The 23,388-nt window shown below is 71.7% G+C and carries 18 protein-coding genes; 9 read left to right on the top strand and 9 right to left on the bottom strand.

Annotated features, from left to right (window positions below; genetic code table 11):
* The first annotated feature begins 54 nt into the window (after window positions 1-54).
* Entirely contained in the window at window positions 55-258 is a 204-nt protein-coding gene (locus ACFWGP_RS07655) for a hypothetical protein (RefSeq protein WP_231429844.1), read from the top strand.
* A gap of 44 nt (window positions 259-302) precedes the next feature.
* Complete coding sequence (locus ACFWGP_RS07650; protein ID WP_376930572.1) at window positions 303-1,133, top strand: alpha/beta fold hydrolase; 831 nt, start codon at window positions 303-305, stop codon at window positions 1,131-1,133.
* A 68-nt stretch (window positions 1,134-1,201) separates the two neighbouring features.
* Here the strand turns inward: ACFWGP_RS07650 and ACFWGP_RS07645 are convergent, their stop codons facing one another.
* On the bottom strand, window positions 1,202-2,242 hold the full coding sequence (locus ACFWGP_RS07645) for a DUF389 domain-containing protein (protein ID WP_376930571.1): 1,041 nt from the start codon (window positions 2,240-2,242) through the stop codon (window positions 1,202-1,204).
* Window positions 2,243-2,408: 166 nt separating this feature from the next.
* Window positions 2,409-4,697: an immune inhibitor A domain-containing protein gene (locus tag ACFWGP_RS07640; protein ID WP_376930570.1), complete on the bottom strand. Its 2,289-nt coding sequence runs from the start codon at window positions 4,695-4,697 to the stop codon at window positions 2,409-2,411.
* A gap of 275 nt (window positions 4,698-4,972) precedes the next feature.
* Between ACFWGP_RS07640 and ACFWGP_RS07635 the strand changes: the two genes are divergently transcribed.
* Both ACFWGP_RS07635 and metH read left to right on the top strand, forming a co-directional pair.
* On the top strand, window positions 4,973-6,448 hold the full coding sequence (locus tag ACFWGP_RS07635) for a cellulase family glycosylhydrolase (protein WP_376930569.1): 1,476 nt from the start codon (window positions 4,973-4,975) through the stop codon (window positions 6,446-6,448).
* 303 nt (window positions 6,449-6,751) lie between these two features.
* Window positions 6,752-10,423 carry a methionine synthase gene (gene metH, locus ACFWGP_RS07630; RefSeq protein ID WP_376930568.1) on the top strand — a complete coding sequence of 1,224 codons (3,672 nt, stop codon included), beginning with the start codon at window positions 6,752-6,754 and terminating at the stop codon, window positions 10,421-10,423.
* A gap of 268 nt (window positions 10,424-10,691) precedes the next feature.
* Here the strand turns inward: metH and ACFWGP_RS07625 are convergent, their stop codons facing one another.
* From ACFWGP_RS07625 to ACFWGP_RS07615, 3 genes are all read right to left on the bottom strand, one after another.
* Complete coding sequence (locus ACFWGP_RS07625; protein ID WP_376930567.1) at window positions 10,692-11,486, bottom strand: ECF transporter S component; 795 nt, start codon at window positions 11,484-11,486, stop codon at window positions 10,692-10,694.
* Window positions 11,483-13,498 carry an ATP-binding cassette domain-containing protein gene (locus ACFWGP_RS07620; RefSeq protein ID WP_376930566.1) on the bottom strand — a complete coding sequence of 672 codons (2,016 nt, stop codon included), beginning with the start codon at window positions 13,496-13,498 and terminating at the stop codon, window positions 11,483-11,485. Before ACFWGP_RS07620 ends, ACFWGP_RS07625 begins: the two co-directional genes overlap by 4 nt.
* Before the next feature lie 101 nt (window positions 13,499-13,599).
* Window positions 13,600-14,160 (bottom strand): hypothetical protein, encoded by a 561-nt coding sequence (locus ACFWGP_RS07615; RefSeq protein WP_231429852.1) that lies wholly within the window; start codon window positions 14,158-14,160, stop codon window positions 13,600-13,602.
* Window positions 14,161-14,308: 148 nt separating this feature from the next.
* Between ACFWGP_RS07615 and ACFWGP_RS07610 the strand changes: the two genes are divergently transcribed.
* Window positions 14,309-14,881 (top strand): dihydrofolate reductase family protein, encoded by a 573-nt coding sequence (locus ACFWGP_RS07610; RefSeq protein WP_275505302.1) that lies wholly within the window; start codon window positions 14,309-14,311, stop codon window positions 14,879-14,881.
* Window positions 14,882-14,884: 3 nt separating this feature from the next.
* Here the strand turns inward: ACFWGP_RS07610 and ACFWGP_RS07605 are convergent, their stop codons facing one another.
* Window positions 14,885-15,745 (bottom strand): SDR family oxidoreductase, encoded by an 861-nt coding sequence (locus tag ACFWGP_RS07605; protein WP_376930565.1) that lies wholly within the window; start codon window positions 15,743-15,745, stop codon window positions 14,885-14,887.
* A gap of 98 nt (window positions 15,746-15,843) precedes the next feature.
* Here ACFWGP_RS07605 and ACFWGP_RS07600 point away from each other — a divergent pair, with 98 nt between their 5' ends.
* On the top strand, window positions 15,844-16,212 hold the full coding sequence (locus ACFWGP_RS07600) for a helix-turn-helix domain-containing protein (RefSeq protein ID WP_231429855.1): 369 nt from the start codon (window positions 15,844-15,846) through the stop codon (window positions 16,210-16,212).
* Window positions 16,213-16,290: 78 nt separating this feature from the next.
* Here the strand turns inward: ACFWGP_RS07600 and ACFWGP_RS07595 are convergent, their stop codons facing one another.
* Window positions 16,291-17,403, bottom strand: a complete 1,113-nt coding sequence (locus ACFWGP_RS07595) for an epoxide hydrolase family protein (protein WP_376930564.1) — start codon at window positions 17,401-17,403, stop codon at window positions 16,291-16,293.
* Between the two features lie 210 nt (window positions 17,404-17,613).
* On the opposite strand from ACFWGP_RS07595, the gene ACFWGP_RS07590 reads away from it, so the two are divergent.
* A complete protein-coding gene (locus ACFWGP_RS07590) occupies window positions 17,614-19,416 on the top strand; it encodes an LVIVD repeat-containing protein (protein ID WP_376930563.1) in 1,803 nt (600 codons plus the stop codon).
* Between the two features lie 90 nt (window positions 19,417-19,506).
* Here the strand turns inward: ACFWGP_RS07590 and ACFWGP_RS07585 are convergent, their stop codons facing one another.
* Together ACFWGP_RS07585 and ACFWGP_RS07580 are read right to left on the bottom strand one after the other, a co-directional pair.
* Window positions 19,507-20,187 (bottom strand): DUF305 domain-containing protein, encoded by a 681-nt coding sequence (locus ACFWGP_RS07585; protein WP_376930562.1) that lies wholly within the window; start codon window positions 20,185-20,187, stop codon window positions 19,507-19,509.
* A 143-nt stretch (window positions 20,188-20,330) separates the two neighbouring features.
* Window positions 20,331-20,798 carry a DUF4442 domain-containing protein gene (locus tag ACFWGP_RS07580; protein ID WP_376930561.1) on the bottom strand — a complete coding sequence of 156 codons (468 nt, stop codon included), beginning with the start codon at window positions 20,796-20,798 and terminating at the stop codon, window positions 20,331-20,333.
* Window positions 20,799-20,889: 91 nt separating this feature from the next.
* Here ACFWGP_RS07580 and ACFWGP_RS07575 point away from each other — a divergent pair, with 91 nt between their 5' ends.
* Complete coding sequence (locus ACFWGP_RS07575) at window positions 20,890-21,309, top strand: VOC family protein (RefSeq protein ID WP_231429872.1); 420 nt, start codon at window positions 20,890-20,892, stop codon at window positions 21,307-21,309.
* A 165-nt stretch (window positions 21,310-21,474) separates the two neighbouring features.
* The gene (locus ACFWGP_RS07570) at window positions 21,475-23,358 is read left to right on the top strand and encodes a hypothetical protein (RefSeq protein WP_376930560.1); all 1,884 of its coding nucleotides are present in this window, start codon (window positions 21,475-21,477) and stop codon (window positions 23,356-23,358) included.
* The last annotated feature ends 30 nt before the right edge of the window (window positions 23,359-23,388 follow it).

The raw sequence follows: 23,388 nt of genomic DNA, 5'->3' as shown, positions 1-23,388 counted from the left end.
GACGCGCCGCGGCGTACGTTCGGCTCGACCCGACCGCTCGAGCGGAGGTTCGTCGTGGACGCGTTGATCTGGGCGGCCGTCGGGGTCTCCGTGCTCCTGATGATCGTCATGGTGGTGCGTGCGGCTCGCGTACGGCGTGCCCCGCCCGCTGACGCCGGGTCCGTCGAGCGGTCCGAGCTCGATCGACTGAACCGCGAGCGCAGGCTCGAGCGCGAGGCCGAGGACCCGGGGCCCCCGATCGGCGGTGCCGGCATGTGATGCCCCGAGCCCGCACCTCGTGCGGGACCGGTATCGTCGGGCGGGTGCAGACCTTCACCGCGCGCGACGGCACCGGCATCGCCTTTCACGTCATCGGTCAGACGAACGGGGATGCCGCGGCCATCGTCGTTCCCGGCGGACCGTGCCGCGGGGTCGACTACCTCGAGGACCTGGCCGGCGCCGCCGATCTCGCGGGGCGACCGCTCGCCGTGCTGCACCCGCGCGGAACCCCGACGACCGGCGGGCTGTCGCGCGGCTGGTGGACCGACGCCGACGATCTCGTCGACCTCGCCGACCATCTCGGCCTCGAGGCCGTCGACGTCGTGGCCCACTCGGCGGGCACCCGACTGGCGCTCGCCGCCTGGGCGCGAACGCCGGAGCGGGTGCGGAGCCTCGCCCTCGTCACCCCGGCCGCGGCGTGGTTCACCGATGCGCCGCGCGACAGCGTCGAGCTCGCACGCCGGCGGCACGATCCGCTCGTCGATCGGGCGCTCGACTCGCTGACCGGGCCCGAGCCGCGCGACCAGGCCGAGTTCGAGCGGGCTCGCGAACTCGAGGGGCCCGCCGGCTACGCCCGCTGGACCGAGCGCGAGCAGCGGCATGCCGCCGTCGGCGAATGGTCGCTCGCCTCGCTCGACGCGTACTTCGCCGATATCCCCGCCGACGCCGCCGAGCTCGTTCGCGCCGCACCGGCCCGCCCCGCGCTCGTGATCGCGGGCGACGAGGACATCCTCGTCGGCGTGCGCACCGTCGAGGCCTACGCCGACGCGATCGGCGCCGACCTGCGATTCCTCGATGCGTGCGGCCACTACCCGTGGGTCGAGCAGCCCGAGGCGTTCCGCGCTCTCCTCGGCGACTGGCTGCGGCAACGCTGAACGGTCCCGACCGCACTCGGGCGCGCGCTCGCCGGCCCGCCCCGGTCATCTGCGGTCGTCCGAGGCCATCAACCGCCGAGGTCGACCCGCGTGGTCGGCACCCATTCGACCGCGACGGTCGAGGGGTCGACGCCGGCAGCATCGAGCGACTTCTGCAGCGGTGCGACATCGGGCATCGCGTCGCCACCGGTCACGCGTACCACGTAGCCGGGCGACTCGGTCGCGATCTCGATGACCTCGAGGTCCTCGTCATCGGCCCATGAGTTCGCCGCCGCGTCGACGTTCGACGCCTGCGTGGTCGTCGTCACGGTGCGATAGGTCGAGAGCGTGAGCGGAATCGCGACGAGCACGAGCATGACCGCGATCGCGATGTGCGAGCGCCGGCGACTCAGGGGCGTGAGCGCCATCGACCCGGTCGCGATGCGCGGGGCCCCGGCGGCGACCGCCATCGCGCCCCAGCGCTGCACGTGGTAGAGCGCCATCACCACGACGCCGGTGCCGAGGATGGCCGCGACGTTCGCGACGAACAGCAGCAGCGACCCGATCGACGCGGCGTAGTCGCCCGACTCGGCGGCGACGCCGACCACGACGAGCGGCGGCACGAGCGAGATCGCGATGGCCACGCCGGGCAGCGTGTCGGAGATGTCCTTGCGCACGAGGGCGATCGAGGCGACCGCGCCCGTCGCGAGCGCGCCGAACAGGCTCATGAGGTCGGGCGTCGCCCGCTCGGCGATCTGCGCGTTCGTCGCCGCGGTCTGGGGCACGACGACGAGCAGGCCGCACAGGTAGCCGATCGCGATCGCCGCGAGGGCGCCCGCTATCATCGTGACGAGCGATCGCACGAAGTTCGCCCGCTCGCCGAGCACGGTCGCGAGCATCGTGCCCTGGATGGGCAGCATCATCGGCGCGACGATCATGGCGCCGATGACGGTCGCGGTCGAGTCGCCGATCACCCCGCTCGCGGCGATCGCCGACGACAGCACGAGCAGGATCCAGAAGCGCTGGATGCGGCGCACCCGACCCGGCTCGTCGAAGAACACCGCATCGCGCATCTGCTCGATCGTGTTGATCGACTCCGACGGCGGCGGCGGGTACACGGGCTCGGCCATCGGCGGCTCCCTTCGCGTCGGCTCAGGGAGAGCGTAGATCCGCGACGCGGCGATCCGCGGGACCGACGCGATCGGCGTGGGCGGCGACATCCGCGTCGCAACGTGCGCGAACGGGAACGGGCCCGCCTCCTCGCGGAGACGGGCCCGTTCGTGCGAGCAGCCGAGGCTAGTTCGCGGGGTAGTTCACGGTGACCCCCATGGTGCCGCCCGTGACCTGCGAGGTGACGGTGACCGTGACGCCCTCGCCGGCGACCTTGACGCCGCCGAGCGGGTTCGACGGGTCGTTGAACGCGTTCACGTCCGAGTCGTCGAACGTCGCGTCCTGGGCCTCGCCCGGGGCCGCGGCCCCGACGGACTCGACCGTCTGGTTCTTGCCCTTGCCGACCACGACCTGCTTGTGGAGCACCACGTCGGTGAAGTCCTTCAGGCCGAAGGTCGCGTCGAACGGCTGGCGCCGGTTGCTCGGCGCGGTGCCGTCGGGGTAGGTGAACTTCGCCGAACGCGCGTCGACGGGCAGCGCGAGGCCGTCGCCCGGGTGGTCGATCGTGTTGTTGTCGGTGTAGGCCTCGTTGACCGCCCAGATCAGCAGCCCCTCCTGGAAGGCGAAGTGCTCGACCCAGTCGGGCCGCGTGATGCCCTCCGAGAACTGGTACGGACCGTTCTGGAGCGTCGCGTCGTAGCCGACGTAGGTGCGGTTCTCGGCCAGGTAGTACCGGTCGCCCGTCGAGGTCGCGGTGCCGTCGCTGATCGTGAAGCCGCCCGCGGCCGTCCAGCCGTTCGCGCCGCCCTCGACGTCGTCGGTCAGCAGCGTCGTGCCGCCCGACTTCACGACGATGTCGTCGAGGAACGCGCCGGCGAGGTGCACGCCGCCGTCCGACTGGTAGCGGAACCGGAACTGCGTGTCGGCCGAGCCGCCGGGCACCGAGTACCGCAGCGTCGTCCACTTGCCGTTCGAGGTGTCGCTGAGCGACTTGCCGGCCGGCAGCCAGCTCGCGCCGCCGTCGGTCGAGTACTCGGCGTAGAAGTAGTCGTAGCCGGCCTCGATGTCGTACCAGGCCTTCGCCGTGACCGTCGCCGACTTCACCTTGCTCAGGTCGAGCGTGCGGGTGAGGGTCGTGTTGAGGTCGTCGGCACTCGAGGTCCACCAGGCGTTCGCGCCGGAGTACGGCGTCGTGTACGTCTGCTCGATCTCCTCGTCGGGCAGGTCGATGACGAGCGCCTGCTCCTGGCCGTCGGTCTGGAGCGCGGCGGGGCTCAGCGTGTACGAGCCCGACTCGCCCTTGTTCACGACCGCGTAGTCGAGCCAGCCGAGCTGCATCTTCTCCCACGGGCCCATGTAGTTCGGCGTGGTGCCGATGTCCTCGCCGCCGTGGTTGAGCCACGAGCCGCTCGACATGAGGGTCCAGAAGGCGGTCGAGTTCTCGCCGCCGTTCGTGTCGTAGAAGTCGGGAAGGCCGAGGTCGTGCGCGTATTCGTGCGCGAACACGCCCAGGCCGCCGTTCTCGGCCTCGACGGTGTAGTCGCCGATCCAGAAGCCGGTGTCGCCGATCTGCGAGCCGCCGAACTTGGCGCCCTCGGGGCCGGTCGTGCCGTAGTCGGTCGAGTTCACGTACCAGCGGTGCGACCAGATGGCGTCTTCGCCCTGCGCGCCGCCGCCGGCGTCTTCGCCCTCGCCGGCGTGCACGGCCTGGAAGTGGTCGAGGTAGCCGTCGGGCTCGTCGAAGTTGCCGTCGCCGTCGGCGTCGTAGCGGTCCCACACGTCGAACGAGGCGAGCTCGGCCTTGATCTCGGCCTCGGTCTTGCCCGCGGCGACCTGCTCGTCGTACCAGGCGTTGCCCGTGTCCTCGATGAACTGCCAGGCGCCGCCGTAGTCCTCGACCGAGTTGTCGCCGTAGGTCGAGGCGTTGCCGGGCACCTGCACCCAGTCGCTCACCTCGCCGTCGACGGTGTAGTTGCCGTTCGACTGCTTCGAGTAGAAGTCGGCGAACGACTCGCCCTCGCCGAAGAACAGGTCTTCGTAGCTGGCCTTGTTGAAGTCCGCCATCCAGTGCGTGCTGTTGTTCACGCTGCGGTCGGGCTGGGGGATCTCGTTGTGCAGCGGGCCCGGCACCGTGCCGAGCTTGCCACTGCCCTGGTCGCCGAACTCGGACAGGATCGTGAAGACCCGGCCGGTGCCGGTCACGGCGGTCTCGGCGAACTTGTCGGCGCCGAGCGCGACGACGCCGTCGTCGTTCGGCGTGGCCTTGCCCTGGCGCACGAGCTGCTGCGCGAGCTTGCGCTGCTCGCTCTGGGACTTCGTGAGGGGGCCCGGGCGGTTGTCGAGTCGCTGGGCGGCCGACGGCGACGTGCCCGGGTCGGCGGCCGGTGGGGCGGCCATTGCGGCGGGGCCGAACGCGAGCCCCGTCATCATCGTCGCGCTCGCCGCGGTGACGGCGAGCATGGTGCGTCGTTTCACTTGCACTCCTTCGTGGGAATGCCCGGGATCGCCGGGCACGGTGCGAGCACGCTAACACGCACTCCGGACGGGTGGAACGGTCGTTTCGATGTTGTTACCGCCCGGTGCCGACGGTGTCCCCCGATGACGCCGAACGTCCTGCTCGACGTACCCCGCGATCCGGTTCGCAGGGCCCGTCCGGCACGCTCGGGACCGCAGTACTTGGACAATTGACCCACTTCGCCGTAGGCTCCTCGCATCCCGACCCGCAACGACGCGCAAGGAGTACCCCCGAAGTGTCTTCGACCCTGCATCGAGCCGGCGCCGCACTCGCGCTGGCGCTCACCGCGAGCCTCGCCGTTCCGACGGCCGCCTCGGCCGCGACATCCGAATCGGCGAACGCCCAGCCGATGACCGCGACCTCGCGATCCGCCCTCGCGGTCGCCGCGACCGCCGACCGTGATCGCGGCACGATCACGACCCCCGACGGCCGTACGTTCATCGCCGACGAGCAGGGCCGAGCCCTGCAGCTGCGCGGCTTCAACGCCGGAAAGTACCCGAGCGACCGCGTGACTGCCGAGGATGTCGCCGCGATGGCCGACCAGGGCTTCGACTTCCTGCGGCTCGTCGTGCAGTGGCAGTACTTCGAACCCGAACAGGGCCAGTACGACGACTCCTACTTCGACTACGTCGACGCGGTGCTCGACGCGGCCGACCGCGAGGGCGTGCACGTCATGATCGACATGCACCAGGACGTCTACGGGCCCACGTTCGGGGCCTCGGGTGCTCCCGAGTGGACGACCCGCACCGACGGGCTGCCGTTCGTGGACGACCCCGACAACTGGTTCAACAACTACTTCCAGCCCGCGGTCATGCGCGCCTTCACGCATCTCTACGACGACGCCGATCTGCGAGCGGCTCAGCAGCAGTTGTGGGTCGAGGTGGCCGGCCGTTTCGGCGACCACGAGAGCCTGCTCGGATACGACCTCTTCAACGAGCCGTTCGGCGAGTTCTACGAAGACGAAGACTGGGTCACCGCATCGGCCCGCATCGAGTCGACGAAGATCAGCGACATGTACGACCGGCTGATCCCCGCGATCCGCAGTGTCGACGACGACTCGTGGATCTTCGTCGAGCCGACCGTGCTGGTCGGTTACGGCGTGCCCACCCAGCTGCGCTCGTTCGACGACCCGCGCGACGGTGCCCCGCGCATCGGCTACGCCCCGCACTTCTACAACACCGGGGTCGAAGAGGGCGGCGACTGGGTCGGCGACGACTTCGTGGTGAACTACGAGGCGGCGATCTCGGCCTACCCGGCCGCCAACGGCATGCCGCTGATCGTGGGCGAGTGGGGCGTGCCGAACTCGCGCACGCCCGGCAACGCCGCCCTCGTGGCCGCGCAGGTGGCGTCGATGGAACGGTTCGCGACCGGATGGTCGATGTGGTACTTCTGCCGGAGCGACCACGGCGGGTACTGCGCGATGGATGCCGCGGGCGGGGCCGCGCCCGGCAACGAGCCCGCGTTCGGACCGTACGCCCGGGCGATCGCCGGCGTTCCCGGCGCCGAGCACTTCGACGCCGCGACCGGCGACTACTCGCTGAGCTACATGGCGGGCGCCGGTCCGAGCGAGGTGTGGGTGCCGAGCGCCGCATACGCGCAGCGTCCCGACGTCGAGATCAGCGGCGGCACGGCGCACTACGACCGCAAGAAGCAGACCCTGCGCATCACGGCGAAGCCGGGCGCGACGGTCGAGCTGACGCTCTCGCGCTGACGCGGTCGCCCACGCACGGCGGGTGCGAGTCATTCGGGACCCGCACCCGCTGTCGTCGGTGCGACGAGCGTTGCCGTTTCCGGCGATCGTTGCCGTTCGGACGGGAACGCCCGGCGCGAACGGAAACGCTCGGCGGCTCCAGCCGAGCCGCGCGCCACCGCGCCCCGCCGCGCCACCCCGCCCCGCCGCGCCACCCCGCCCCGCCGCGCCGCGCCACCCGGCGCCGACGGGCGCGGGCAGCTCCGCGCGTCCTCCCGCGTAACGGGCCGGGCGGCGCGGGACCCGCGTGACTACACTCGCGATGTGACCCCCAGCACCTCCGGCGCGCCCAGATTCGACCTCGACATCGACCCGGTGCCGAGGACCGCCCGCGCCGAGGCCCTGCTCGAGGCGCTCGCGACCCGCGTCGTCATCGCCGACGGCGCGATGGGCACGATGCTGCAGCAGCACGACCTGTCGATCGAGGTCGACTTCGAGGGACACGAGGGCTGCAACGAGGTGCTCAACGTCACCCGCCCCGACGTGATCGGCGGCATCCACGACGCGTACCTCGCGGTCGGCATCGACGCGGTCGAGACGAACACCTTCGGGGCGAACTGGTCGAACCTCTCGGACTACGGCATCGACGAGCGCATCTTCGAGCTCGCCGCGGCCGGTGCCCGCATCGCGCGGGCGCGGGTCGAGGCGTCCGAGGCAGACGACGGCCGCATGCGCTGGGTGCTGGGCTCAATGGGGCCCGGCACGAAGCTGCCGAGCCTCGGCCACACGACCTACGACCACCTCAAGCAGACGTTCGCGCTGCAGGCCGAGGGGCTCATCGCGGGCGGGGCCGACGCGTTCCTCATCGAGACGAGCCAGGACCTGCTGCAGACGAAGGCCGCGGTCAACGCCTGCAAGCTGGCGATCGTCCGCCGCGGCATCCGGTTGCCGATCTTCGTCGAGGTGACCGTCGAGACCACGGGGACCATGCTCATGGGCTCCGAGATCGGCGCCGCCCTCACGGCGCTCGAGCCGCTCGGCGTCGACGCGATCGGCCTCAACTGCGCCACCGGACCAGACGAGATGAGCGAGCACCTGCGGCACCTGTCGAAGCACTCGCGGGTGCCGGTCGCGTGCATGCCGAACGCGGGCCTGCCCGTGCTCGGCGCGAACGGCGCGCACTATCCGCTCACGCCCGCCGAGCTCGCGACCGCGCACGCGCAGTTCGTCGAGGAGTTCGGGCTCGCCCTCGTCGGCGGCTGCTGCGGCACGACGCCCGACCACCTCGCGGCGGTCGTCGAGCGGCTGCGGCCCGTCGGGGCGGCGTCGGGTCTCGATACGCGTGCTCCAGCATCGGGCGCCACTCGACCGGCCGTCCAGACGGAGCCCGGCGTGGCCTCCCTCTACCAGCACGTGCCGTTCCAGCAGGACGCGTCGTACCTCGCGATCGGCGAGCGCACGAACGCGAACGGGTCGAAGGCGTTCCGCGAGGCGATGCTCGAGGGTCGCTGGGACGACTGCGTCGAGATCGCCAAGTCGCAGACCCGCGTCGGCGCCCACCTGCTCGACGTGTGCGTCGACTACGTGGGGCGCGACGGCGTCGCCGACATCCGCGAGGTGGTCTCGCGCTTCGCGAGCGCGTCGACGCTGCCGCTCGTCGTCGACTCGACCGAGCCCGAGGTGATCCGCGCCGGTCTCGAGCTCATCGGCGGGCGCCCCGTCGTCAACTCGGTCAACTACGAAGACGGGGATGCCGCGACGAGTCGCTTCGGCCGCATCATGCCGCTCGTGAAGGAGCACGGCACGGCGGTCGTCGCGCTCACGATCGACGAGGAGGGCCAGGCCCGCACCGCCGACGGCAAGGTCGCGATCGCCTCGCGGCTCGTCGACGAGCTCACCGGCACGTGGGGCATGCGCGTCGAGGACATCATCGTCGACGCGCTCACGTTCCCGATCGCGACCGGCCAGGAGGAGACCCGGCGCGACGCGATCGAGACGATCGAGGCGATCCGTCGCATCAACGCGAAGTACCCCGGCATCAACACGACGCTCGGCGTCTCGAACGTGTCGTTCGGGCTCAACCCGGCGGCACGCAGCGTGCTCAACTCGGTGTTCCTGCACGAGGCCGTCGAGGCGGGGCTCAGCTCGGGCATCATCGACGCGGCCAAGATCGTGCCGCTCGCATCGCTCTCCGACGAGCAGCGCGAGGTCGCCCTCGACCTCGTCTGGGACCGCCGGGAGTTCGACGCCGACGGCAACGCCACCTACGACCCGCTCGCCCGTATGCTCGACCTGTTCGCCGGGGTCGACACCGCGGCGCTGCGCGACCAGCGCGCCGCCGAGCTCGCGGCGCTGCCCGTCGGCGAGCGCCTCGAGCGGCGCATCATCGACGGCGAGGGCAAGGGACTCGACGCCGACCTGTCGCTCGCGCTCGACTCGGGCATGACCGCGCTCGGCATCATCAACGACCACCTGCTCGAGGGCATGAAGATCGTCGGCGAGCGGTTCGGTGCGGGCGAGATGCAGCTGCCGTTCGTGCTGCAGTCGGCCGAGGTCATGAAGAACGCGGTCGCCCTGCTCGAACCGCACATGGAGAAGTCGGATGCCTCCGGCAAGGGCCGCATCGTGCTCGCGACGGTGCGCGGCGACGTGCACGACATCGGCAAGAACCTCGTCGACATCATCCTGACGAACAACGGCTACGACGTGATCAACCTCGGCATCAAGCAGCCGATCGCCGACATCATCAGGGCCGCAGAAGAGCACGGCGCCGACGTCATCGGCATGTCGGGCCTGCTCGTGAAGTCGACGGTCGTCATGAAGGAGAACCTCGAGGAGCTGAACCACCGCGGCCTCGCGAAGCGCTGGCCCGTCATCCTCGGCGGCGCCGCGCTCACGCGCACCTACGTCGAGGACGACCTCGCCGGGATCTTCGACGGGCAGGTGCGCTACGCGCGCGACGCGTTCGAGGGGCTCGCGCTCATGGAGCCGCTCGTGAGGATCGCCCGCGGGGCCTCGCCCGACGAAGTGGGCCTGCCGCCCCTCAAGAAGCGCATCCACGCGTCGGGGTCTCGCCTGACGCTCACCGAACCCGACGAGATGCCGGCGCGGTCGGATGTCGCGACCGACAACCCCGTTCCGGCCCCGCCGTTCTGGGGAACCCGCATCGTGCGCGGCATCGCGCTCGCCGACTACGCGGCGTTCCTCGACGAGCGGGCGACGTTCATGGGCCAGTGGGGGCTGAAGCCGGGTCGGGGTGCCGACGGCGCGTCCTACGAGGAGCTCGTCGAGCGCGAGGGCCGGCCGCGCCTGCGGTACTGGCTCGACCGCATCCTCTCCGAGGGGCTCCTGGATGCCTCGGTGGCGTACGGCTTCTTCCCGGTGGTGTCGGAGGGCGACGACGTCGTCGTGCTGCACCACGCCGACGACCCCACGGGCGTGCTCGGAGTGCCCGGGCTGCTCGCCCCCGACGGCGGTTCAGATGAGGCGCTCGGCACCGACCGCCTCCGTTTCCACTTCCCGCGGCAGCGTCGCGACCGGCACCTGTGCCTCGCCGACTTCGTGCGCTCGCGCGAGTCGGGGCAGGTCGACGTGCTGCCCGTGCAGCTCGTGACCGCGGGCGCGAAGATCGACGAGTTCACCGCGAAGCTGTTCGCCGAGAACAAGTACCGCGACTACTACGAGGTGAACGGCCTCGTCATGCAGCTCACCGAGGCGCTCGCCGAGTTCTGGCACGCGCGAATCAGGTCGGAGCTCGGCTTCGCGGGTGAAGACCCGACCGACACGGCCGGGCTCTTCAAGCTCGAGTACCGCGGCGCGCGGTTCTCACTCGGCTACCCCGCCTGCCCCGACATGGAGGACCGCCGCAAGCTCGTCGAGCTGCTGCGCCCCGAGCGGATGGGCGTGGAGCTCAGCGAGGAGCTGCAGCTGCACCCCGAGCAGTCGACCGACGCCTTCGTGTTCCACCACCCCGAGGCGAAGTACTTCTCCGTCTGACGCGTCGAGCGGGTCGAGGATGAGGCGCAGCGACCGTCTCGAATTCCGGCCACCCGTCGGGGTGTGGTGCGCCGGCTCGGGGTGGCGGATACCTCGGGGAGTGGGTCCTTCCGGCGGGGTTGTCGACAAGTCCACAAATCCACACGTGGGTTGTCGACAAGTCCACACGTGCGTTGTCGACAAGTCCACAAATCCACACCATCACCTCCGGTGATGCTCGCTCCCTGCGCTGCAGGCCGGGCGCCCCGGAGGCGACCGATCACTCCGCTCAGCGCGACAGCCGCACCCGACGCAGCGCCGCGAGCGCGGCCGGGCCGAACACGGCGAGCCCGACGACGGTCGTGACGGCGCGCAGCGTGTCCCACGTGAGCGTCGAGGTCGTCAGCGAGTACAGCCAGAACGACGCGAGGTTCTGTGCGAGCGGGGCGCCCGATTCGTACGAGATGCCGGTGCCGCCGCCGATCGCGAACGGCCAGAACCACAGGTTCATGACGAGCCCGAACGCGTACGAGGCGAGCACCCCGTACACCGACAGCAGCACGATCTCGCCGAGCCGCCCGCGCGCCCGCGGCAGCAGCCCTGCTCCCGCCCCGACCCACGCGCACGCGAACATCTGGAAGGGGGTCCACGGCCCGAATCCGCCCGTCATCGTCGACGACAGGGCGATCGCGAGCACCCCGAGGAGGAACCCGAACCGCGCCCCGAACGCCCGCCCGGCGAGGATCAGCAGCACGAACACCGCCTCGACTCCGCCGACCCCCGTGCCGGCGACGCGCACGGCGGCGGCGACCGCGGTGAGCGTGCCGAGCAGCGCGAGCGTCTTCGCCGAGCGGAATCCGCCGTCGACCGCGAGCACCGCGACGATCGCGACGAGTGGCGCGAGTGCGAGCGCCGCCCAGGGCGCCGCCGCCTGGGCGTCGGTCGGCAGTGCGGGGGCGATGAGGGGCCAGGCGAATGCGGCCGCCGCGACGACGCTGCCGCCGACGAGGAGCATCGACGACCACGACGGAAGCCGTCGCCGCCGTGCGACGACCGGCGCCGGGGGAGCGGCGAGCGTGCTCATGCCGCACCTCCCGCGGGTGCGGGCGCGGCAGGCGTTCGCCGCTCCTCGAGGCGCCCCTCGCGCATCGAGAGCGCGCGGTCGGCGACGCACGCGGCGAAGCCGCGGTCATGGGTCGCGATGACGACGGTTCGCCCCCGATCGGCGACGAGCCGAAGGGCCCGCGCGAGCGCGGTCTGCGCCGACGGGTCGAGTCCGCGGGTCGGCTCGTCGACGAGCAGCGCGGATGCCTCGCCCGCCGCCTGCACGGCGATCACGAGCAGCCGCCGTTGGCCGGCCGAGAGGTCGCGCGGATGCCGCGCCGCGAGCTCATCCCGATCGGTCGGGTGCCCGAGCAGCTCGGTGAACAGTGCCCACGTCGTGCCGCGCGGTCGGCGTCCGGTGCGGTCGGCGCGCCGGCACTCGGCCTCGACGGTGTCGGTGAAGAGCAGGTCGTCGGAGCGGTCGGGCACGAGGGCGATGCGACGCCGTGACGACCGGGAGGGGCGGTGGCCCGAGGCATCCTGGCCCGAGTCATCCTCGTCGCCCGTGCGCACCGTGCCCGGTTCGGTGCCGAGCGCGATCGCGGTGAAGAGGCTCGACTTGCCGGCCCCGTTCGGTCCGCCGAGCGCCACGATCTCGCCGGGCGCCGCGTCGAATGAGACGTCGTCGACCGCGACCTGATCGCCGTGTCGCACGGTGATGCCGGCGACGCGCAGTCCAACGCCGGCCCGTCGGCCGGGAAGCGACGCACGAGCGTCTCCAGACGAGGCGGCCCGCTGGCCCTCGGTCGAGTCGGGAGCGCTCGATGCCTCGACGACCGCGCCCTCCGAGATCTCGAACCACCGATCGGCGACCGCCGCGAACTCGGCCGCCCGATGCTCGGCGACGAGCACGCAGACGCCCGCCTCGTGCGCGATGCGTCCGAGCAGTCCGGTGATGCGGGCGCGGGCCTCGGGGTCGAGGTCGGCGAGCGGTTCGTCGACGAGCAGCAGCAGGGGTTGCTCGACGATCGCGGCGCCGATCGCGACGAGCGTCGCCTCGCCCGCCGAGAGGCTGCGCAGCTCGCGTCCCGCGAGATGCTCGGCGCCGATGCGCGTCAGCACCTCGGCGACGCGGGCCGCGACGATGACGGGTGCGACGCCGCGCACGGTCAGCGCGAAGCCGACCTCGTCGTCGACGGTCTCGCTCGTGAATCCGAGCCGCGGGTCCTGTGCGACCACCCCGACGAACCCGGCCGTGTCGCGGGCCGGCACGGCGAGGCGGTCGACGCCGCCGACGCGGAGCACGCCCGACGCCCGACCGCCGTCGACGTGCGTGTGCACGCCGCCCAGGGTGTCGAGCAGGGTCGACTTGCCCGAACCGGTCGGGCCGGCGAGCACGGCGAGGGTGCCGGGCTCGAGCCGCAGTTCGGGCACGGCGATCGACCAGCGGTCCGCACGCTCGCGGTCGTCGCCCTCGCCGTGGCCGAGCACGGCGCCGGTCACCTCGACGGGGCGGGCGCAGTCGCCCTCGACGCGATGGGTCGCGGCGAAGCCGCGCACCTCCATCGCGGCGGCGATCGCGATCGAGCGTTCGATCGTGTGCTCGAGAACGGGCACGATGAGCGCGCCGGCGCCGCGTTCGCCGCGGAGCCGCCGGGCGAGCCGAACCCGGCGCACGGCGTCGGCGAGCGCGGGGAACGTCGACCACGCGATGACGAGCGCGCGAGCCGATCCGGCGAGGGGACCTCCGCGAGCGGCCCGCGCGAACACCCGCGAGACGTCGACGCACGCGTTGACGACGCCGAAAGCGAGAATCACGAGCGCGATCGGCAGGGCGCTCACGAACGCGGCCCACAGCCCGCCCGTCGTGATCGGTCCGAACATCGCGACATGCTCGAACGGGGGAGCGAGCCGCACGACCGGCAGGTCGACCAGCACGACGCCGGGCCCGCCGGCGCCCGCGAACAGCACGCGGTACACGACCCGGGTCGCGACGAACACCGCCGCGAGCACGAGCGCAAGGCGGAGCGGAGCTGGTCGGAACCGGAACATCGGGGTCAGTGCATCAGGTCGCTGGTGCGCGGTCAAGGGCTGGCTGGCATCGTGGTCTCGATACGCGTCGGCGCCGCCCGGCCGGCGGAGGCACGGGCCGCCTACTCGGCGGGCGAGGCCGGCTGGTCGTTGAGCGTGAAGAGCAGCTCGACCGCGTCGCCCGGCGCCAGCTCGAGCGTCGGCAGGCCCTCCTGCGCGTAACCCCATTCGCCGCCGCCGCTGCGCTGCCAGAGCGACCAGTACGCGAACGCCGCGGGCATCGAGGCGCAGGTCTCGTGATACTCGGTGCCGTCGGCGGCCGTGATGAGCGTGTCCTCCGCGGGCTCGCCGTTCACGCGGCAGACGACCTGGTCGCCCCATTCGACGGTGCCCTCGGTCGCGACGCCGGCCTCGTCGAGCGCGTCGGCGGCGAGAATCGGCTCGTCGGTGTCGACGCACGCGGCGACGTCGATCGGTTCGCTCAGCTCGAGGTCGGCCGAGTCGACGATGACGGCGACGCCCGTGCACTCCTCGAGCACGGTCGCGGCGTCGGCGGTGGCTTCCGCCGTGGCGGCAGCGGTGGGCTCGGCGCCCTCGCCGGTCGAGCCGGACGGCGAGGAACAGGCGGCCAGGGCGAGCACGAGCAGGGGCAGGGCCGCGAGCACGGGCCGAAGTCGAGTCATCCTTCGAGCGTATTCGGCGCAGTCGTGCTGTGACGCCGCGTGACCTGCGGTGGGCTTCTTCCGTGATCTGTCGATATCGGCGCGGCCCGTTCGACGTCCAGAATGAAGGCGGATGCTTCGCCGCCACCTGAATCGGAAGGACAGGCCAATGCGCCCCATCATCGTGACCGAGTTCATCAGCCTCGACGGCGTCGTCGACTCGCCCGGCGGCGGCGACCACCCTCGCGCCGGCTGGACCTTCAAGGAGGTGCCGTTCGTCGAGGAGGCGTACGAGCTCAAGGGCACCGAGCAACTCGAAGCCGGAGCCCTGCTGCTCGGCCGGGTGAGCTACCAGGAGTTCGCGCCCGTGTGGCCCTCGATGGAGGACGACTTCGCCGAGTACAACGCGATGCCGAAGTACGTCGTGTCGACGACGCTCGACGAGGCCGACCTCGTACCCGAGTGGCACGAGACGAACCTGCTGCGCTCGCTCGACGACGTCGCCCGCCTGAAGGAGGGCGAGGGCGCGCCGATCATCGTGCACGGCTCGGCGACCCTCGCGCAGGGGCTCGCCGCCGCCGGGCTGGTCGACCGGTACCACCTGCTGGTGTTCCCGGTGCTGCTCGGCAGCGGCAAGCGCCTGTTCGGCGACGATCCGGGCCTCACGACGAAGCTCGAGCTCACCGAGCACGCGGCCTACTCGAACGGCATCGTCAAGGCCGTCTACGACGTCGTGCGCTGATCGCTACGCGGCAAGCGCCGCGCGCAGCCCGTCGACGAGCGAGGTCGTCGGCCGGCCGATGAGGCGGGCGAGCGCGTCGTTCGGCACGTCGAGCACGCCGCGGCGGATTCCGTCGTCGATGCCCGCGACGAACCCCGCGGTGCCCGCGTCGAGTCCGGCCGACTCGAGCGCGGCCACGTGCTCCTCGGTCGTGAGCTGCTGGTACCGCACCTCGCGACCGAGCACCTCGGACGCCGCGGCGGCGAGCTCGTCGTAGCTCCACGCCGTCTCGCCGGCGAGCTCGAGCACCTGGCCGACGTGGTCGTCGCTCGTCAGCAGCACGGCGAGGCCCTCGGCGAGGTCGGCGCGGGTCGCGCTCGCGACCTTCCCGTCGGCCACGGAAGCGGCGATGACGCCCGTGTCGGCCGCGCGCGAGACATCCGCCGCGTAGTTCTCGGTGTACCAGTTGTCACGGGCGATGACCGCGGGGATGCCCGAGGCGCCGATCGCCTCCTCGGTGGCGCGGTGCTCGGGCGCGAGCACGAAGTCGGCGGTCGCGGCCTGCGGTGCGCTCGTGTAGACGAGCTTCGCGACGCCCGCGGCCTTCGCCGCGTCGATCACGTTCTGGTGCTGGGCGGCGCGCTCGCCGAACTCCGAACCGGAGACGAGCAGCACCCGGTCGACGCCGTCGAGCGCCGCCGTGATCGAGGCGGGCTCCGAGTAGTCGAGGCGAGCGGTGTGCACGCCGCGCTCGGCGAGGTCGGCGAGCTTCGCCGTGTCGCGGGCGGTCGCGACGATGTCGGCGGGGGCGACGCCGCGGTCGAGCAGCGCGTCGACGACGAGGCGGCCGAGCTGGCCCGAGGCGGCGGTGACGAGGATGGTCATGAGGGTCGGTTCCTTTCGAGAAGCGTCACCGGCTCCAACCGGATGCCTCGGCTGAACCTTCCCTCGAATCTGTACCCACTTTGAAGTAAGGTACCCACATGACGGTAAGTCTTGCGGAGATCCGGGAGCAGTCCGGCGAAGTCTTCACCGACGGCTGCCCGACACGGGTCGTGCTCGACCACATCATGAGCAAGTGGGGTGTGCTCGTGCTGCTCGCGCTGACCGACGGCACGCATCGCTGGGGCGAGCTGCGTCGCGAGGTCGAAGGCATCAGCGAGAAGATGCTCGCCTCGACGCTGCGCACCCTCGAGGCCGACGGGCTCGTCGCCCGCACCTCGTATCCCGAGGTGCCGCCTCGCGTCGAGTACTCGCTGACGCCGCTCGGCGACGACCTCATGGAGCACATGCTGCCCCTCGTCGGGTGGGTCGCTCGCGAGGCCGACGGCATCGTGGGTCGAACGGCCTGAGTCGGTCGAGGAGCGCCGACGAAGAGGACCCGCCTCGAACCCCGGACGGCCGAGGACCCGAGCTGCGCCCGCGGCGCCTCAGCCCAGCGACCCCACGAACTCCCGCACCCGCGCCGCCATCGCCTCGGGCACCTCGGCGACGGTGAAGTGCCCGCCCTCTGGCAGCCGGTCGAAGACGCGCAGGTCGAGGTAGTGCCGTCGCGCGAGCGTCTCGGGGTAGTCGGCCTCGTGCCGCTGGATGAAGACGGCCGCCGGAACCCCGGTCGGCGGAATCGGGTCGGGTTGATCAGCGCCCTCGTAGTACGGACGGAACGACGACGCGATCGAGCGGGTGACCCAGTAGATCATCGCCTCGGTGAGGATGCGGTCGCGCGAGATGCGGCGCTCGACGGCGCTGGGGTCGCCGGGCGGGGTGTCGCTCCACTCGACGAGCTTCTCGGCGATCCAGGCGAGCAGGCCGGCGGGGGAGTCGTCGAGGGCGACCGCGAGGGTGTCGGGACGCGTCGCCTGCACGTGCCCGTAGGCGCCGTCGGTGCCGTGGCGCTCGGCGAGCGCCGCGAAGAACGCGCGCTCGGCCGGGTCGGTGAGCGCCTCCCGTTCGTCACCGGTCGGGAAGTGCGCGTGCGTCGCGACGATCGCGGCGACGTGCTCGGGATGGCTCGCGGCGATGAGGTCGCTCACGTTGGCCGTGACGTCCTCGCCGTAGGTGACGTAGCGCTCGTAGCCGAGCACGTCGGTCATGAGCGAGTGCATCGTCTCGGCGAGGCGCCGCTCGGTCATCGGGCCGTCGGCGTACGGCGATGAGAAGGCGAACCCCGGCAGGCTCGGCACGACGACGTGGAAGTCGGGCAGCAGGTCGGCGAAGTCGAGCTGCAGCGCGAAGGTGTGCGGCCAGCCGTGCATCACGAGCAGCACGGGTGCGTCGGTGCGCTCGGATCGCCGGTGCACGAAGTGCACGTCGGCGTCGCCGACCCGGGCGACGAACTGCGGATGCCGGTTGAGCCACGCCTCGCGCGCTCGCCAGTCCCATGCCGCCCAGGTGTCGATGAGCTGCCGCAGGTAGTCGTGGTTCATGCCCGCCGGCGGCCGTCGCGGCGAGTCGCCCCGGAGCCGGGTGCGGGCGAGGCGTGCCCGCAGGTCGCCGAGCACTTCATCGTCGACGTGGATCTCGAACGGTTGCACCCGGCCCATGGGCCGACGGTACGGCGACCCACCGACGGAGTCGCCCGTGTCCCCCGAAATACCGGCTGCGCCGACCCTGCGCTTGTCGCTAGTTTGGGGGGCATGGTCGGCCTTCCGGGGCTGCGGGCGCCCACGGGGTTGTGGGCGACCGCCCATCGGAGGGCTCGATCGCTGTGTCGAAACGCAGGTTCTGTCGTAACGAGAGAAGAGGGCACGACGATGAGATCCGAACAACGACCCCCGAATGCGCGGCGCCGCGCACTCGCCGCCGCCGGCGCCCTGCTGCTCGGCGCCTCACTGATGACCGCCACCGCGGCGGTCGCCGAAGACGACCCCAGGGTCGACCTGCCCGCCGGCTACCTCGACGCCGAGGTCGCGACGAGCAACATCGACCTCTTGTCGAGCACGCCACGGGTCGACCCGTTCAACGCCCCGCCCGGCGACTTCGGGTTCGTCAACTCCGACCTCGCCTTCTCGGGCGACAACGCCATCGTGGGCAACTTCAACGGCTTCCAGGTCTACGACGTGTCCGACCCGGCCGAGCCGACGCTGCGCTCGTCGTTCGTCTGCCCGGGCGGCCAGGGCGACGTCTCGGTGTACGGCGACCTGCTGTTCATGTCGGTCGAGGAGACGCGCGGCCGCATCGACTGCGGCACCCAGGGGGCGCCGGGCTCGGTGAACCCCGAGCGGTTCCGCGGCGTGCGCATCTTCGACATCAGCGACATCGACAACCCGGTGCAGCTGCCCGGCGTGCAGACCTGCCGCGGTTCGCACACGCACACGCTCGTCAGCGACCCGAACGACGCCGAGAACGTCTACATCTACAACTCGGGCACCTCGGGCGTGCGTTCGCCGCTCGAGCTCGCGGGCTGCGAGAACGCGCCGGCTTCGACCGAGCCGGTCACGACGGGCAACCCGACGCAGTGGCGCATCGACGTCATCAAGGTGCCGCTCGCCGCGCCTGAGACGGCGGCGATCGTGAACCAGCCGCGCATCTTCGCCGACCCCGAGACGGGCGCGTTCAACGGACTGCAGAACGGACCGACGCAGCCGCTGCACCCGTCGGGCACCCGGTACTCGCCGAACCCCAACACGAACACGTGCCACGACATCACCGCCTACCCCGAGATCGGGCTCGCGGCCGGCGCGTGCCAGGGCAACGGCATCCTGCTCGACATCTCCGACCCGGCCGACCCGGTGCGGATCGATGCGGTCGCCGACCCGAACTTCTCGTACTGGCACTCGGCGACGTTCAACAACGACGGCACGAAGGTCATCTTCACCGATGAGTGGGGCGGCGGCACGGCGGCACGGTGCCGGTCGACCGACCAGCCCGAGTGGGGCGCCGACGCGCTCTTCGACATCGTCGACGGCAAGCTGCAGTTCGCGAGCTACTACAAGCTGCCGGTGCCGCAGACCACGCAGGAGAACTGCGTCGCGCACAACGGTTCGCTCATCCCGGTGCCGGGGCGCGACATCATGGTGCAGGCGTGGTACCAGGGCGGCCTGTCGGTGATCGACTTCACCGACACCGCGAACCCGAAGGAGATCGCCTTCCTCGACCGCGGTCCGATCAACACGCCGAGCACGACCGGCCTGAACCTCGGCGGCTACTGGTCGACGTACTGGTACAACGGCAACGTGCTCGGCAGCGAGATCGCGCGCGGGTTCGACACGATGGCGCTCACCGCGAGCGACGACCTGTCGGCGAACGAGATCGAGGCCGCCGGCGAGGTGCGCTTCGACGAGTTCAACGCGCAGCTGCAGACCGGCGCCGTGCACGCGCCGAGCTTCGCCGTCGCCGGCGCGTACGTCGATCAGGCCGAGCGCGACGGCAGCCTGAGCGGCGAGGCGCTCGCCGAGGTGCGTGAGCACCTCGCCGAGGCGGAGCAGCTCGCCGACGGCTCGGCGGCCGACCGCGCGGTCGTCGCGCAGCTCGTCAATGCCGCCCGCAAGTCCGGCCTCCCGGCCGACTCCGACGTGGTGCAGGCGCTCACGGCACTGACGGCGACATTCCGATGAGTCGGTGTGGGGAGGCCGCGCCTCCCCACCCACGACGGGGCCCGGCGGTCGACGACCGCCGGGCCCCGTCTCGTCGGTGCCGCCCGTGCCTCAGCCGGTGCGCTCGGCGAGCATCTGCTGCATGCGGGCGATCTCGATGCCCTGGTCCGATTCGACGTGACGGGCGAACTGGTCGGTCGCCGACTCCTGGCCGCCGCCGTCGGCGTAGAGGTCGTCGACCATCTGCACTGCGCCCTCGTGGTGCTGGATCATGTACTCGAGGAACAGCAGGTCGAACTCCTCGCCCGTCGCCGCCTCGAGCTCGGCGAACTGGTCGTCGCTCAGCATGCCGGGCATCGACTCGGCGTCGTGCGCCTCGTGGCCGCTGCCGTCGCCGTTGACGGGCACCGATCGCTCCTGCAGCCACGTCGTGATCTGGGTCTTCTCGTCCTGCTGACTCACCGACATGCGTTCGGCGAGCAGGCGGATGTCGCGGTCGTCGGTGCGATCGTCGACGAGATCGGTCATCTCGATCGCCTGCTGGTGGTGGCGGATCATCGCGAGCATGAACGCCGAGTCGACCTCGGAGAACTCGGGCGAGCCGAGGTTCGCCGCCTCGTCGGGGGAGAGCGTGCGGTTCGATTCGCCGGGCGCACCGAGCTGCACGACCGGGCTCGTCGGCTCGGGGGAGTCGGACCCGGTCGGCGTGCAGGCGGTGAGCGCGACCGCGAGCAGGAGCGGCGAGGCCGCCAGGAGGGCCGTGCGTGCGCTGTAGGGGCTCCGTGTCGTCATCCGCATACCTCGTCTTCGTCGATGGGCAGTGCGTCGCGGCTTCGCCTCGCGGCGAATCGCACGACGGTTCCATCTAACCCGAGTCCCGCGCGCGTGTGAATCGGAGTGCACGGCAGGTCACGGGCGTCGGTCGCGCCGCCGGCTCAGTCGGCTTGGCCCTCCGTCACCCGTCGCTTCTCGCGTACGTACACCTCGCGCCGCACTCGCGCGACGACCTCGCCGGCCCGGTCGGTGATGTCGGTCTCGAACCACTCGAGCACCTTCGCGCCGCCGCGGGCGCGTTCGCGCAGCTCGGCGGCCTTGTCGCGCGACACCTCGAAATGCGCGGTGAGGGTGCCGCGGCCCGGCTTCACGAACTCGATCTCGCCGCGCGTGTCCCACACGACGTACTCGCGACCGAGCTGGTGCATGACGAGCATGAAGTAGTAGGGGTCGGTCATCGCCGACATCGACCCGCCGAACGCGGTCTTCACGTAGTTGCGGGTGAAGAGGTTGACGTGCAGCTCCACGGTCGCGCTCGTCCAGTCGTCGGAGATGCGCTTCACGCGGATGCCGCTGAACAGGTTCGGGGCCCACAGGCTCATGCCGATGGCGAGGCGTCGGGGAGTCATGCGCATGCCTCCGATTGTGCGATGAACGGATGCCTCCTGCGAATCCCTTGTCGGAACCCTCAACTCGCTCGCCCCGCCGTAGGCTGCCCGCATGACCGATGCCGAAGAGACCCCGCGCCGTGTGCGCCAGTTGCGCCTCGTGGTCGAGGCCGACGACTGGGAGGCCGCCGTCGCGTTCTACCGCGACGTGCTCGGACTGCCCGAGGAGGAGGCGTACGAGGCCGAGGGCGGGGCCCGCGTGATGATCCTCGACGCCGGCCGCGCGACGCTCGAGCTCTCGAATCCCGCGCAGGTCGAGTACATCGACAGGGTCGAGACCGACGGGGTGCGCAGTCCGCACCTGCGGGTCGCATTCGAGGTCGCCGACACGGCCGCCGTGACCGACGAGCTCGTCGACGCTGGCGCCGGCCTGCTCGCGACCCCGCGCGAGACTCCCTGGCGCTCGATCAACTCGAGGCTCGACGCGCCCGCGGGCCTGCAGGTGACGATCTTCCAGGAGCCGGAGGACTGACGCGTAACCGGCATATCCCGAACTCGTGGCGATCGAGCGCGACGAAGAACCGACCCGCTCGCGAAGTTTCTCGAATCCGGGGCGGGAAGCGCCTACCATCGGAGAGGCGTGCCGCTCCCCACGGCCGCAGCCCCACCGCCCCGGCGCCCACCCCCAGGAGCCACGATGACGATCCACGCCGACGAGCCGTCTGCACCGGGCGACGGTGCGTCGGCGAACGATCTCACCTCGCGCGCGGCACGACGCAGTGCCGAGCTCGGTGGAACGCTGCGCCCCCGTCGCCTGCCGACGCCCGCGGCGAGCGGATGGGCTCCGCCCGCGCCGGCGCAACCCCGCCAGACGCCGCCGACGCCGCAGCCTGTCGAGTCGACCCCGACGGCGCCGACCTCGCCCGCGGCTGCTCCGGCGCCGGCCTCCCCCTCCTCGGCGCGCGCCGTGCCGATCGTCACGACGGGTGCGGCCACCGCCGCCTCACCCGAGCAGCAGCGCTACTACCTCTGCTGCGAGGTGCCGAGCGGCGATTTCGTCGAGGTGATCGTCGCGGTGACCGACGGCGCCCGGCGGCGCTACTTCACGACGAGCGACGGCGCCCGGCTCGTGGAGGTCGACGAGGACTACTTCGTGCATCGCAGCCTCGGTGACGCTCGTTCGCTGCTCGAGCTCGACGCCCGCGAGATGGCCGAGCTCGAGGCCGAACTCGGCTTCGTGCGCACCGTGCGCGGCCGCGACCCGCTCGCCGAGGTCGAGCTCGAGGCGCCCGCCGTCGAGAACGCAGAGCCGGATGCCTCGGGCGCGGCGCCGATCGCCGGCCCCGAGCCGGTCGCCGTGATCGAGGAGATCCAGCCCGCGGCCTCCGAGTCGCAGGTGGAGCTCGCGCCGCAACCGGAGCCCGCTGCGCCGGCGCCCGCTGCACCGGCATCCGCTGCACCGGCGCCCGCGGTGTCCGAGCCCGAGCTCGAGCTCGAGCCCGAGTTCGAGTTCGGCTTCGACTCCCTGTTCGATCCCGCGCCGGCGGTCGAGGCCCGACCGGCTCCGACGATCGAGGAACCGGTCGCCGAACCTGCCCCTGAACCGCTCCTCGAACCCGAGCCGCTGCTCGCGAGCCTCCTGCCCGTCGCTCCGGTCGACGCGGAGCTCGACGACCATGAGATGCGCGAGGGATCCGCCGCGGCAGAGCCCGAACCGCTGCGCGTCGCGCCCGAGGTCGAGTGGCCGTTCGACGCCGAACCCGACCCGGAGCCCGCCGCGGCTCCGGTCGCCGGCACGCCCTGGTGGCTCGCACCGGCGCCCGCGGCGGCCGCGCCCATCGAGCGACCTGCCGACGTCGCGCCGCCGATCGCCGACCCGATGCCGCAGCCCGCCGACGTCGCGCCGCCGATCGCCGACCCGATGCCGCAGCCTGCCGAGGTCGCGCCGCAGGCCGCCGACCCGATGCCGCAGCCTGCCGGCGCGTGGCCCGCTCAGACCGACCAGACCGAACGAACCGATGTGAACGAGGAGACCGACCGAATGGTGACGGGAACGACGAACGCTTTCGAGCCGGCCGGCGCCGGAGCACCCGTGACGCCCATCTGGGCCGTGGAGCCGCTGCCCGACGCCGACGCGGTCGTCGCCGCGGCTGCGCAGGTGGCGCTGGCGAAGGGCATCGCGTTCGTGGCGCACCGAGGTCAGACCGACAAGGTCGGGGCGGCGTACATCGACCACCCCGGTCGGGTCGCCGAGCGTTTCGATCCGATCGCCGAGCCCGTCGCGACCTCGGCCGCCTGGCTGCACGACGTGCTCGAAGACACCGGCCTGACGGCGCGTGAGCTGCTCGAGGCGGGCGTGCTGCCCGAGGTCGTCGAGGTCGTCGTGCTGCTGACCCGCACCCCCGAGGTGCCCGAGGCCGAGTACTACGGGCGCATCCGCCGTCACGCGATCGCACGCAGCGTGAAGATCGCCGACGTCGACGACAACTCGGCCGCCTGGCGAGTGCGCAAGCTCGACTTCGAGACGCAGCAGCGCCTCGCCGAGAAGTACCGCCACGCGCGGGAGATGCTCGGGGCGTAGAACCCTTCGGCAGCGGATGTCGCTGACGAA

The sequence above is a fragment of the Agromyces sp. NPDC127015 genome (genome assembly GCF_042725165.1).
Classification (GTDB): domain Bacteria; phylum Actinomycetota; class Actinomycetes; order Actinomycetales; family Microbacteriaceae; genus Agromyces; species Agromyces chromiiresistens.
Note: the sequence above shows the minus strand (reverse complement) of the source record. Positions and strands in the feature narration are given on the sequence as shown.

Bases quoted from the DNA above. Each gene is read 5' to 3' on its own strand.
- ACFWGP_RS07615 (WP_231429852.1), bottom strand. From the start codon at position 14,160: ATGACTCGACTTCGGCCCGTGCTCGCGGCCCTGCCCCTGCTCGTGCTC.
- ACFWGP_RS07645 (WP_376930571.1), bottom strand. From the start codon at position 2,242: ATGGCCGAGCCCGTGTACCCGCCGCCGCCGTCGGAGTCGATCAACACG.
- ACFWGP_RS07605 (WP_376930565.1), bottom strand. From the start codon at position 15,745: ATGACCATCCTCGTCACCGCCGCCTCGGGCCAGCTCGGCCGCCTCGTC.
- ACFWGP_RS07625 (WP_376930567.1), bottom strand. From the start codon at position 11,486: ATGAGCACGCTCGCCGCTCCCCCGGCGCCGGTCGTCGCACGGCGGCGA.
- ACFWGP_RS07580 (WP_376930561.1), bottom strand. From the start codon at position 20,798: ATGACTCCCCGACGCCTCGCCATCGGCATGAGCCTGTGGGCCCCGAAC.
- ACFWGP_RS07610 (WP_275505302.1), top strand. From the start codon at position 14,309: ATGCGCCCCATCATCGTGACCGAGTTCATCAGCCTCGACGGCGTCGTC.
- ACFWGP_RS07620 (WP_376930566.1), bottom strand. From the start codon at position 13,498: ATGTTCCGGTTCCGACCAGCTCCGCTCCGCCTTGCGCTCGTGCTCGCG.
- ACFWGP_RS07570 (WP_376930560.1), top strand. From the start codon at position 21,475: ATGACGATCCACGCCGACGAGCCGTCTGCACCGGGCGACGGTGCGTCG.
- ACFWGP_RS07600 (WP_231429855.1), top strand. From the start codon at position 15,844: ATGACGGTAAGTCTTGCGGAGATCCGGGAGCAGTCCGGCGAAGTCTTC.
- ACFWGP_RS07590 (WP_376930563.1), top strand. From the start codon at position 17,614: ATGAGATCCGAACAACGACCCCCGAATGCGCGGCGCCGCGCACTCGCC.
- ACFWGP_RS07585 (WP_376930562.1), bottom strand. From the start codon at position 20,187: ATGACGACACGGAGCCCCTACAGCGCACGCACGGCCCTCCTGGCGGCC.
- ACFWGP_RS07575 (WP_231429872.1), top strand. From the start codon at position 20,890: ATGACCGATGCCGAAGAGACCCCGCGCCGTGTGCGCCAGTTGCGCCTC.
- ACFWGP_RS07595 (WP_376930564.1), bottom strand. From the start codon at position 17,403: ATGGGCCGGGTGCAACCGTTCGAGATCCACGTCGACGATGAAGTGCTC.